General features: G+C 65.4%; 6 protein-coding genes. All 6 read left to right on the top strand.

Going from position 1 to position 12553, the window contains the following annotated elements:
• Positions 1 to 127: 127 nt before the first annotated feature.
• The 6 genes from rpoB (at position 128) to tuf (ending at position 12553) form a co-directional block, all read left to right on the top strand.
• Positions 128 to 3613 (top strand): DNA-directed RNA polymerase subunit beta, encoded by a 3486-nt coding sequence (gene rpoB, locus ACFQ6X_RS15420; protein WP_383181594.1) that lies wholly within the window; start codon positions 128 to 130, stop codon positions 3611 to 3613.
• 128 nt (positions 3614 to 3741) lie between these two features.
• Positions 3742 to 7641, top strand: a complete 3900-nt coding sequence (locus ACFQ6X_RS15425) for a DNA-directed RNA polymerase subunit beta' (RefSeq protein ID WP_329208301.1) — start codon at positions 3742 to 3744, stop codon at positions 7639 to 7641.
• A 547-nt stretch (positions 7642 to 8188) separates the two neighbouring features.
• Positions 8189 to 8560: a 30S ribosomal protein S12 gene (rpsL, locus tag ACFQ6X_RS15430; protein ID WP_003948652.1), complete on the top strand. Its 372-nt coding sequence runs from the start codon at positions 8189 to 8191 to the stop codon at positions 8558 to 8560.
• Between the two features lie 2 nt (positions 8561 to 8562).
• Positions 8563 to 9033, top strand: a complete 471-nt coding sequence (gene rpsG / locus ACFQ6X_RS15435; RefSeq protein WP_014047773.1) for a 30S ribosomal protein S7 — start codon at positions 8563 to 8565, stop codon at positions 9031 to 9033.
• Positions 9034 to 9071: 38 nt separating this feature from the next.
• A complete protein-coding gene (gene fusA / locus ACFQ6X_RS15440) occupies positions 9072 to 11201 on the top strand; it encodes an elongation factor G (protein ID WP_383181598.1) in 2130 nt (709 codons plus the stop codon).
• Between the two features lie 158 nt (positions 11202 to 11359).
• Complete coding sequence (tuf, locus tag ACFQ6X_RS15445; protein WP_329208296.1) at positions 11360 to 12553, top strand: elongation factor Tu; 1194 nt, start codon at positions 11360 to 11362, stop codon at positions 12551 to 12553.

The raw sequence follows: 12553 nt of genomic DNA on the forward strand, positions 1-12553 counted from the left end.
TCACCAGGGGCATGCCCACGCCTAGCACCGATGACCGACTTTTCCCTGACCTTGGGATTTCTGTCTCTGTGTGCGGCTTGGGGCCGGTACGCGCGTAGTGAGTCCGAGCCCTCGGAAGGACCCCCTCTTGGCCGCCTCGCGCAACGCCTCGACCTCGAATACGAACAACGGTGCCAGCACCGCCCCGCTGCGCATCTCTTTTGCAAAGATCAGGGAGCCCCTCGAGGTTCCGAACCTCCTCGCGCTGCAGACCGAGAGCTTTGACTGGCTCCTCGGCAATGCCGCCTGGAAGGCTCGCGTCGAGGCTGCTCTGGACAGCGGACAAGACGTCCCCACCAAGTCCGGCCTGGAAGAGATCTTCGAGGAGATTTCGCCGATCGAGGACTTCTCCGGGTCGATGTCGCTCACGTTCCGCGACCACCGCTTCGAGCCCCCGAAGAACTCCATCGACGAGTGCAAGGAGCGCGACTTCACGTTCGCCGCGCCGCTCTTCGTCACGGCCGAGTTCACCAACAACGAGACCGGCGAGATCAAGTCCCAGACGGTCTTCATGGGCGATTTCCCGCTCATGACCAACAAGGGCACCTTCGTCATCAACGGCACCGAGCGTGTCGTCGTGTCGCAGCTGGTCCGCTCGCCGGGTGTCTACTTCGACTCCTCCATCGACAAGACGTCCGACAAGGACATCTTCTCCGCCAAGATCATCCCTTCCCGGGGTGCCTGGCTGGAGATGGAGATCGACAAGCGCGACATGGTCGGTGTCCGCATCGACCGCAAGCGCAAGCAGTCCGTCACCGTTCTCCTGAAGGCTCTCGGCTGGACCACCGAGCAGATCCTCGAGGAGTTCGGCGAGTACGAGTCGATGCGCGCCACCCTGGAGAAGGACCACACCCAGGGCCAGGACGACGCGCTGCTCGACATCTACCGCAAGCTGCGCCCGGGCGAGCCGCCCACGCGTGAGGCCGCTCAGACGCTGCTCGAGAACCTCTACTTCAACCCGAAGCGCTACGACCTCGCGAAGGTCGGCCGCTACAAGGTGAACAAGAAGCTCGGCGCCGACGAGCCGCTCGACGCGGGTGTCCTCACCAGCGACGACATCATCGCGACCATCAAGTACCTGGTGAAGCTGCACGCCGGGGAGACCGAGACGGTCGGCGAGAGCGGTACCCAGATCGTCGTCGAGACCGACGACATCGACCACTTCGGCAACCGTCGTCTGCGCAACGTCGGCGAGCTCATCCAGAACCAGGTCCGCACGGGTCTGGCTCGTATGGAGCGCGTCGTGCGTGAGCGCATGACGACCCAGGACGTCGAAGCGATCACGCCGCAGACCCTGATCAACATCCGGCCGGTCGTCGCCTCCATCAAGGAGTTCTTCGGCACCAGCCAGCTGTCGCAGTTCATGGACCAGAACAACCCGCTGTCGGGTCTCACCCACAAGCGCCGCCTGTCGGCGCTCGGCCCGGGTGGTCTGTCCCGTGAGCGGGCCGGCTTCGAGGTCCGAGACGTGCACCCGTCCCACTACGGACGCATGTGCCCGATCGAGACCCCTGAAGGCCCGAACATCGGTCTGATCGGTTCGCTCGCCTCGTACGGACGCGTCAACGCGTTCGGTTTCGTCGAGACGCCGTACCGCAAGGTCGTCGAGGGTGTCGTCACCGACGACGTCGACTACCTGACCGCCGACGAGGAAGACCGCTTCGTGATCGCCCAGGCGAACGCGACGCTCTCCGAGGACATGCGGTTCACCGAGCCGCGCGTCCTGGTCCGCCGTCGTGGCGGAGAGGTCGACTACATCCCCGGCGACGACGTCGACTACATGGACGTCTCGCCGCGCCAGATGGTGTCGGTCGCGACCGCCATGATCCCGTTCCTCGAGCACGACGACGCCAACCGTGCCCTCATGGGCGCGAACATGATGCGTCAGGCCGTGCCGCTGATCACGTCCGAGGCTCCCCTCGTCGGCACCGGCATGGAGTACCGCTGTGCGGTCGACGCCGGTGACGTCATCAAGGCGGAGAAGGACGGTGTGGTCCAGGAGGTTTCCGCGGACTACATCACCGTCACCAACGACGACGGCACGTACACCACGTACCGCATCGCCAAGTTCTCCCGCTCGAACCAGGGCACCTCGGTCAACCAGAAGGTTGTCGTGGACGAGGGCTCCCGCGTCGTCGAGGGCCAGGTCCTCGCGGACGGTCCCGCGACCGAGCAGGGCGAGATGGCGCTCGGCAAGAACCTCCTCGTGGCGTTCATGCCGTGGGAGGGCCACAACTACGAAGACGCGATCATCCTGTCGCAGCGTCTGGTGCAGGACGACGTCCTCTCCTCGATCCACATCGAGGAGCACGAGGTCGACGCCCGTGACACCAAGCTGGGCCCGGAGGAGATCACCCGGGACATCCCGAACGTCTCCGAAGAGGTCCTCGCGGACCTCGACGAGCGCGGCATCATCCGTATCGGTGCCGAGGTCACGGCCGGGGACATCCTCGTCGGCAAGGTCACGCCCAAGGGCGAGACCGAGCTGACGCCGGAGGAGCGTCTGCTCCGTGCGATCTTCGGTGAGAAGGCGCGCGAGGTGCGCGACACCTCGCTGAAGGTCCCGCACGGCGAGATCGGCAAGATCATCGGCGTCCGCGTCTTCGACCGCGAAGAGGGCGACGAGCTGCCGCCGGGCGTGAACCAGCTGGTCCGCGTCTACGTCGCGCAGAAGCGCAAGATCACCGATGGTGACAAGCTCGCCGGCCGTCACGGCAACAAGGGCGTCATCTCGAAGATCCTGCCGATCGAGGACATGCCGTTCCTGGAGGACGGCACCCCGGTCGACATCATCCTCAACCCGCTGGGTGTCCCGTCCCGAATGAACCCGGGACAGGTCCTGGAGATCCACCTCGGCTGGCTCGCCAGCCGCGGCTGGGACGTCTCCGGCCTCGGTGACGAGTGGGCCAAGCGCCTGCAGTCCATCGGTGCCGACCAGGTCGCCCCCGGCACCAACGTCGCGACCCCGGTCTTCGACGGCGCCCGCGAGGACGAGATCACCGGCCTCTTCGAGGCCACGATCCCGAACCGCGACGGCAACCGGCTGGTCCAGCCCTCGGGCAAGGCCAACCTGTTCGACGGCCGCTCCGGTGAGCCGTTCCCCGAGCCGGTCTCGGTCGGCTACATGTACATCCTCAAGCTGCACCACCTGGTCGACGACAAGCTCCACGCCCGTTCGACCGGACCGTACTCCATGATCACGCAGCAGCCGCTGGGTGGTAAGGCACAGTTCGGTGGGCAGCGATTCGGTGAGATGGAGGTGTGGGCCCTTGAGGCTTACGGCGCCGCATACGCCCTCCAGGAACTGCTGACGATCAAGTCCGACGACGTGACCGGCCGCGTGAAGGTCTACGAGGCGATCGTCAAGGGCGAGAACATCCCCGAGCCCGGCATTCCCGAGTCCTTCAAGGTGCTCATCAAGGAAATGCAGTCGCTCTGCCTCAACGTGGAGGTGCTGTCCTCGGACGGTATGTCCATCGAGATGCGTGACACGGACGAGGACGTCTTCCGCGCGGCGGAGGAGCTCGGTATCGACCTGTCCCGGCGCGAGCCGAGCAGCGTCGAAGAGGTCTGACGGGTTGGCCGGCCGGATCCCAGTGATCCGGCCGGCTCTCCCCGGACCCGTTCAGACCATTGCTGAAGTGCCCCGATTTCTCGCTCAGGCGAGGGGGCTCGAACCCCCGAAAGAGGGATTGACGACAAGTGCTCGACGTCAACTTCTTCGACGAGCTGCGGATCGGCCTTGCCACCGCGGACGACATCCGGACCTGGTCCCACGGCGAAGTGAAGAAGCCGGAGACCATCAACTACCGCACGCTCAAGCCCGAAAAGGACGGACTCTTCTGCGAGAAGATCTTCGGTCCGACCCGGGACTGGGAGTGCTACTGCGGCAAGTACAAGCGTGTCCGCTTCAAGGGCATCATCTGTGAGCGTTGTGGCGTCGAGGTCACGCGCGCCAAGGTGCGCCGTGAGCGTATGGGCCACATCGAGCTTGCCGCTCCCGTTACCCACATCTGGTACTTCAAGGGCGTCCCGTCGCGCCTGGGCTACCTGCTGGACCTCGCGCCGAAGGACCTCGAGAAGGTCATCTACTTCGCCGCGTACATGATCACGTTCGTCGACGAGGAGCGCCGCACGCGCGACCTCCCGTCGCTGGAGGCGCATGTCTCCGTCGAGCGCCAGCAGGTCGAGAACCGCCGCGACTCGGACCTCGAGAACCGTGCCAAGAAGCTCGAGACCGACCTGGCCGAGCTCGAGGCCGAGGGTGCCAAGGCCGACGTGCGCCGCAAGGTGCGCGAAGGTGCCGAGCGTGAGATGAAGCAGCTGCGCGACCGTGCGCAGCGCGAGATCGACCGTCTCGACGAGGTGTGGAGCCGCTTCAAGAACCTCAAGGTCCAGGACCTCGAGGGCGACGAGCTGCTCTACCGCGAGCTGCGTGACCGTTTCGGCACGTACTTCGACGGCTGCATGGGTGCTGCCGCCCTGCAGAAGCGCCTGGAGTCCTTCGACCTCGACGAGGAGGCCGAGCGCCTCCGCGAGATCATCCGTACCGGCAAGGGCCAGAAGAAGACCCGTGCGCTCAAGCGCCTCAAGGTCGTCTCCGCGTTCCTGCAGACCAGCAACAAGCCCAAGGGCATGGTGCTCGACTGCGTGCCGGTCATCCCGCCGGACCTGCGTCCGATGGTGCAGCTGGACGGTGGCCGCTTCGCGACCTCCGACCTGAACGACCTGTACCGCCGTGTGATCAACCGCAACAACCGCCTCAAGCGTCTCCTTGACCTCGGTGCCCCCGAGATCATCGTGAACAACGAGAAGCGGATGCTGCAGGAGGCCGTCGACGCGCTGTTCGACAACGGCCGCCGCGGTCGCCCGGTCACCGGTCCCGGTAACCGTCCCCTGAAGTCCCTCAGCGACATGCTGAAGGGCAAGCAGGGCCGTTTCCGTCAGAACCTCCTCGGCAAGCGTGTGGACTACTCCGCGCGTTCCGTGATCGTCGTCGGTCCGCAGCTCAAGCTGCACCAGTGCGGTCTGCCGAAGGCGATGGCGCTGGAGCTCTTCAAGCCGTTCGTGATGAAGCGCCTGGTGGACCTGAACCACGCGCAGAACATCAAGTCGGCCAAGCGCATGGTCGAGCGTGGCCGCACCGTCGTGTACGACGTCCTCGAAGAGGTCATCGCCGAGCACCCGGTGCTGCTGAACCGTGCGCCCACCCTGCACCGCCTCGGCATCCAGGCCTTCGAGCCCCAGCTGGTCGAGGGCAAGGCCATCCAGATCCACCCGCTCGTCTGCACCGCGTTCAACGCGGACTTCGACGGTGACCAGATGGCCGTGCACCTTCCGCTCTCCGCGGAGGCGCAGGCCGAGGCCCGCATCCTGATGCTGTCCTCGAACAACATCCTGAAGCCGGCCGACGGCCGTCCCGTCACCATGCCTACCCAGGACATGGTGCTGGGCCTCTTCTTCCTCACCACGGACGAGGAGGAGCGCAAGGTCATCGGTCAGGGCCGTGCGTTCGGTTCGACGGCTGAAGCGATCATGGCCTTCGACGCCCGCGAGCTCTCGCTCCAGGCGCGGGTCGACATCCGCTTCCCGGTGGGCACCATCCCGCCGCGTGGCTGGGTGCCGCCGGTCGCCGAGGAGGGCGAGCCCGAGTACCAGCCGGGTGACACCTTCCGGCTGCGTACGAGCCTGGGCCGCGCGCTCTTCAACGAGCTGCTGCCCGAGGACTACCCGTTCGTCGACTACTCGGTGGGCAAGAAGCAGCTCTCCGAGATCGTCAACGACCTTGCCGAGCGCTACCCCAAGGTCATCGTGGCGGCGACGCTCGACAACCTGAAGGCAGCCGGCTTCCACTGGGCGACCCGCTCCGGGGTCACCGTCTCTGTTGCTGACATCGTCGTCCCCGAGGCCAAGAAGGCCATCGTCAAGGGCTACGAGGAGCAGGACGAGAAGGTCCAGAAGCAGTACGAGCGCGGTCTGATCACCAAGGACGAGCGCACGCAGGAGCTCATCGCGATCTGGACCAAGGCGACCAACGAGGTTGCCGAGGCGATGAACGCGAACTTCCCGAAGACGAACCCCATCTTCATGATGGTCGACTCGGGTGCCCGAGGAAACATGATGCAGATGCGTCAGATCGCGGGTATGCGTGGTCTGGTGTCGAACGCGAAGAACGAGACCATCCCGCGTCCGATCAAGGCGTCCTTCCGTGAGGGCCTCACCGTTCTGGAGTACTTCATCTCCACGCACGGTGCCCGTAAGGGTCTGGCGGACACCGCCCTGCGTACCGCCGACTCGGGTTACCTGACCCGTCGTCTGGTGGACGTCTCGCAGGACGTGATCATCCGCGAGGAGGACTGCGGCACCGACCGCGGCCTCAAGCTGAAGATCGCCGTCAAGGGTGCGGACGGTGTGCTCCGCAAGACGGAGGACGTCGAGACCTCGGTCTACGCCCGCATGCTCGCCGAGGACGTCGTCGTCGACGGCAAGGTCATCGCGCCTGCCAACGTCGACCTCGGTGACGTCCTGATCGACGCCCTCGTGGGCGCCGGCGTCGAGGAGGTCAAGACCCGCTCGGTCCTGACCTGTGAGTCCGCGGTCGGCACCTGTGCCTTCTGCTACGGACGCTCGCTCGCCACCGGCAAGCTGGTCGACATCGGTGAGGCGGTCGGCATCATCGCCGCCCAGTCCATCGGTGAGCCCGGTACCCAGCTGACGATGCGTACCTTCCACACCGGTGGTGTGGCCGGTGACGACATCACGCAGGGTCTGCCCCGAGTCGTCGAGCTCTTCGAGGCCCGTACGCCCAAGGGTGTCGCCCCGATCTCGGAGGCCAAGGGCCGTGTCCGGATCGAGGAGACCGAGAAGACCAAGAAGCTCGTCGTCACGCCGGACGACGGCAGCGAGGAGACGCCGTTCCCGATCTCCAAGCGTGCCCGTCTGCTGGTCGGCGAGGGCGACGCGGTCGAGGTGGGCCAGAAGCTCACCGTCGGTGCCACGAACCCGCACGACGTGCTGCGGATCCTCGGTCAGCGCGCGGTCCAGGTCCACCTGGTCGGCGAAGTCCAGAAGGTCTACAACTCGCAGGGCGTGTCGATCCACGACAAGCACATCGAGATCATCATCCGGCAGATGCTGCGCCGTGTGACGATCATCGAGTCCGGCGACGCGGAGCTGCTGCCGGGCGAGCTCGTCGAGCGGTCGAAGTTCGAGGTCGAGAACCGTCGTGTGGTCACCGAGGGCGGTCACCCCGCCTCCGGCCGTCCGCAGCTGATGGGTATCACCAAGGCCTCGCTCGCCACCGAGTCGTGGCTGTCGGCGGCGTCCTTCCAGGAGACGACCAGGGTTCTGACCGACGCGGCGATCAACGCCAAGTCGGACTCCCTGATCGGCCTCAAGGAGAACGTCATCATCGGTAAGCTCATCCCGGCCGGTACGGGTCTGTCCCGCTACCGCAACATCCGGGTCGAGCCGACCGAGGAGGCCAAGGCCGCGATGTACTCGGCCGTCGGCTACGACGACATCGACTACTCGCCGTTCGGCACGGGCTCCGGCCAGGCCGTTCCGCTGGAGGACTACGACTACGGTCCGTACAACCAGTAAGCGAGTCGCTTGATACGACCGAAGGGCGGTCACCCCGTTTCGTACGGGGTGGCCGCCCTTCGGCGTGCGGGCCGGCGGACCGTGAGGTGCCTCACCCGGCGTCGCGGCACCGGGTGAGGGTCCGGGGTGGGGCGCGTGTGCCGGTGGGCGGGCGCGCGGTGGGCCGTTTACGCTGGTGGGAAGCGCTGTACCGGCCGTACGGGTGCGGCCCGGCCCCTGGCATCCGGGGGATGCGCACCCGGTGGCGGAGGCCGGTGCGGGCCTCTGTGTGCCCCGCGGCGACAGGCAGGGCTTCGGGCCGGGCCGTGCCCCGGGGCATTTGTTTTGACCGGAGTCCGTGAGGTAGGTACGCTCAAGCCTTGTGCCTGGGGTGTGCCTGGGCTCGGGTGCGTGTCCTCAACCGCATGGCGAGTCCGTAAGTGGCCACCGCAATCTGCGTTCCTCCTGCCTCTGGGCAGGAGCTTGCAGTATTCGACACACCCGACCGCGTGGGTCGGCGAGTGTTTCAGGTTAGTTTCACCGACGGCACACAGAAACCGGAGAAGTAGTGCCTACGATTCAGCAGCTGGTCCGGAAGGGCCGGCAGGACAAGGTCGAGAAGAACAAGACGCCCGCGCTCGAGGGTTCGCCCCAGCGTCGCGGCGTCTGCACGCGTGTGTTCACGACCACCCCGAAGAAGCCGAACTCGGCCCTCCGTAAGGTCGCGCGTGTGCGTCTGACCTCCGGCATCGAGGTCACGGCCTACATTCCGGGTGAGGGACACAACCTGCAGGAGCACTCCATCGTGCTCGTGCGTGGTGGCCGTGTGAAGGACCTGCCGGGTGTTCGTTACAAGATCATCCGCGGCTCCCTTGACACCCAGGGTGTCAAGAACCGCAAGCAGGCCCGCAGCCGCTACGGCGCCAAGAAGGAGAAGTAAGAATGCCTCGTAAGGGCCCCGCCCCGAAGCGCCCGGTCATCATTGACCCGGTCTATGGTTCTCCTCTTGTCACCTCGCTGATCAACAAGATCCTGCTCAACGGCAAGCGTTCCACTGCCGAGCGGATCGTGTACGGCGCCATGGAAGGCCTCCGCGAGAAGACCGGCGCTGACCCGGTCATCACGCTGAAGCGCGCGCTTGAGAACGTCAAGCCCTCGCTCGAGGTCAAGTCCCGCCGTGTCGGTGGCGCCACCTACCAGGTGCCGATCGAGGTCAAGCCCGGTCGCGCCGCCACCCTCGCTCTGCGCTGGGTCGTCGGTTACTCCCGCGCCCGTCGCGAGAAGACCATGACCGAGCGCCTCATGAACGAGCTGCTCGACGCCTCCAACGGTCTTGGCGCAGCTGTCAAGAAGCGCGAGGACACCCACAAGATGGCCGAGTCCAACAAGGCCTTCGCGCACTACCGCTGGTAGTCGCTTACCCCATCGAGACCGAGAGAAGATTGAGCCTTATGGCCACCACTTCGCTTGACCTGGCCAAGGTCCGCAACATTGGGATCATGGCCCACATCGACGCGGGCAAGACGACCACCACCGAGCGGATCCTCTTCTACACCGGCGTTTCGTACAAGATCGGTGAAGTCCACGACGGCGCAGCCACGATGGACTGGATGGAGCAGGAGCAGGAGCGCGGCATCACGATCACGTCGGCCGCGACGACCTGTCACTGGCCGCTCAATGAGGTTGATCACACGATCAACATCATTGACACCCCCGGTCACGTCGACTTCACCGTCGAGGTGGAGCGTTCGCTCCGCGTCCTCGACGGTGCCGTCACCGTGTTCGACGGTGTGGCGGGCGTCGAGCCCCAGTCCGAGACTGTCTGGCGTCAGGCGGACCGCTACGGCGTGCCGCGTATCTGCTTCGTCAACAAGCTCGACCGCACGGGTGCCGAGTTCCACCGCTGCGTCGACATGATCATCGAGCGCCTCGGCGCTGTTCCGCTGGTCATGCAGCTTCCCATCGGCGCCGAAGCCGACTTCAAGGGTGTCGTCGACCTCGTGTCGATGAAGGCCTTTGTCTGGTCGGAAGAGGCTGCCAAGGGCGAGATGTACGACACCGTCGACATCCCCGACACGCACGTCGAGGCGGCCGAGGAGTGGCGCGGCAAGCTGCTCGAGGCCGTCTCGGAGAACGACGACGCGATGATGGAGCTGTACCTCGAGGGCGTCGAGCCCACCGAGGAGCAGCTGCACGAGGCGATCCGTCGGATCACCCTCGCGTCGAAGGGCACGGCCGACTCCGTCACCGTGACCCCGGTGTTCTGTGGCACCGCGTTCAAGAACAAGGGCGTTCAGCCCCTGCTCGACGCGGTCGTCCGCTACCTGCCTTCCCCCCTGGACGTCGAGGCCATCGAAGGCCACGACGTGAAGGACCCGGAGAAGGTCATCAAGCGGCAGCCTTCGGACGACGAGCCGTTCTCCGGCCTGGCGTTCAAGATTGCGAGCGACCCGCACCTGGGCAAGCTCACCTTCGTCCGGATCTACTCCGGTCGCCTCGAGGCCGGCACCGCGGTGCTGAACTCGGTCAAGGGCAAGAAGGAGCGCATCGGGAAGATCTACCGTATGCACGCGAACAAGCGTGAGGAGATCCCCTCGGTGGGCGCCGGCGACATCGTCGCCGTCATGGGCCTGAAGCAGACCACCACCGGTGAGACGCTGTGTGACGACAAGAACCCGGTCATCCTGGAGTCCATGGACTTCCCGGCGCCGGTCATTCAGGTCGCCATCGAGCCCAAGTCCAAGGGTGACCAGGAGAAGCTGGGTGTAGCCATCCAGCGTCTCTCGGAGGAGGACCCCTCCTTCCAGGTGCACTCCGACGAGGAGACCGGCCAGACCATCATCGGTGGTATGGGCGAGCTTCACCTCGAGGTGCTCGTCGACCGCATGAAGCGCGAGTTCCGCGTCGAGGCGAACGTCGGCAAGCCCCAGGTCGCGTACCGCGAGACGATCCGCAAGACCGTCGAGCGCATCGACTACACGCACAAGAAGCAGACTGGTGGTACCGGCCAGTTCGCGAAGGTGCAGATCGCCCTCGAGCCCATCGAGGGTGGCGACGCCTCCTACGAGTTCGTCAACAAGGTCACCGGTGGCCGCATCCCCCGTGAGTACATTCCCTCGGTGGACGCGGGTGCCCAGGAAGCCATGCAGTTCGGCATCCTGGCCGGTTACGAGATGGTCGGCGTCCGCGTCACCCTTCTCGACGGTGGTTACCACGAGGTCGACTCCTCGGAGCTCGCCTTCAAGATCGCCGGTTCGCAGGCGTTCAAGGAGGGTGCCCGCAAGGCGTCCCCCGTGCTCCTCGAGCCGATGATGGCCGTCGAGGTCACCACGCCCGAGGACTACATGGGCGATGTCATCGGCGACCTCAACTCCCGCCGTGGCCAGATTCAGGCCATGGAGGAGCGCAGCGGCGCTCGCGTCGTGAAGGGCCTCGTGCCCCTCTCGGAGATGTTCGGCTACGTCGGAGACCTCCGCAGCAAGACCTCGGGTCGCGCAAGCTACTCGATGCAGTTCGACTCCTACGCCGAGGTTCCGCGGAACGTCGCCGAGGAGATCATCGCGAAGGCCAAGGGCGAGTAACTCTTCCGAGTCAACGCTTTAGGCTTGTCACCGGAGCCTGGCCGGGCATTCGTCGCAGCGCGCAAGCAATGCGGCGAATGCCCCCGGCACCGGCATTCCAGCAAAGATCACCTGGCGCCGATGAAGCAAGGCGTACAGAACCACTCAGGAGGACCCCAGTGGCGAAGGCAAAGTTCGAGCGGACTAAGCCGCACGTCAACATCGGCACCATCGGTCACATCGACCACGGTAAGACGACCCTCACGGCCGCCATTACCAAGGTGCTGCACGACGCGTACCCGGACCTGAACGAGGCCTCGGCCTTCGACCAGATCGACAAGGCTCCCGAAGAGCGCCAGCGTGGTATCACGATCTCGATCGCTCACGTTGAGTACCAGACCGAGTCGCGTCACTACGCCCACGTCGACTGCCCCGGTCACGCGGACTACATCAAGAACATGATCACGGGTGCCGCGCAGATGGACGGCGCGATCCTCGTGGTTGCCGCCACCGACGGCCCGATGCCGCAGACCAAGGAGCACGTGCTCCTGGCCCGCCAGGTCGGCGTTCCCTACATCGTCGTCGCCCTGAACAAGGCCGACATGGTGGACGACGAGGAGATCCTGGAGCTCGTCGAGCTCGAGGTCCGTGAGCTCCTCTCCGAGTACGAGTTCCCGGGCGACGACCTTCCGGTCGTCAAGGTCTCGGCGCTCAAGGCGCTCGAGGGCGACAAGGAGTGGGGCCAGACCGTTCTGGACCTCATGGCCGCCGTCGACGAGTCCATCCCGCAGCCCGAGCGTGACGTCGAGAAGCCGTTCCTCATGCCCATCGAGGACGTCTTCACGATCACCGGTCGCGGTACGGTCGTCACCGGCCGCATCGAGCGTGGTGTGCTGAAGGTCAACGAGACCGTCGACATCGTCGGTATCAAGACCGAGAAGACCACCACCACGGTCACCGGCATCGAGATGTTCCGCAAGCTGCTCGACGAGGGCCAGGCCGGTGAGAACGTCGGTCTGCTTCTTCGTGGCATCAAGCGCGAGGACGTCGAGCGCGGCCAGGTCATCATCAAGCCGGGTTCGGTCACGCCGCACACGGAGTTCCAGGCGCAGTCCTACATCCTGTCGAAGGACGAGGGTGGCCGTCACACCCCGTTCTTCAACAACTACCGCCCGCAGTTCTACTTCCGTACCACGGACGTAACGGGCGTTGTGACCCTCCCCGAGGGCACCGAGATGGTCATGCCGGGTGACAACACCCTCATGGACGTCGCGCTGATCCAGCCGGTCGCCATGGAAGAGGGCCTGAAGTTCGCCATCCGTGAGGGTGGCCGGACCGTGGGCGCCGGCCAGGTCACCAAGATCATCAAGTAA

This window comes from Streptomyces sp. NPDC056452 (assembly GCF_042796085.1).
In the GTDB taxonomy this organism is placed as follows: domain Bacteria; phylum Actinomycetota; class Actinomycetes; order Streptomycetales; family Streptomycetaceae; genus Streptomyces.

Bases quoted from the DNA above. Each gene is read 5' to 3' on its own strand.
- rpsG (WP_014047773.1), top strand. From the start codon at position 8,563: ATGCCTCGTAAGGGCCCCGCCCCGAAGCGCCCGGTCATCATTGACCCG.
- fusA (WP_383181598.1), top strand. From the start codon at position 9,072: ATGGCCACCACTTCGCTTGACCTGGCCAAGGTCCGCAACATTGGGATC.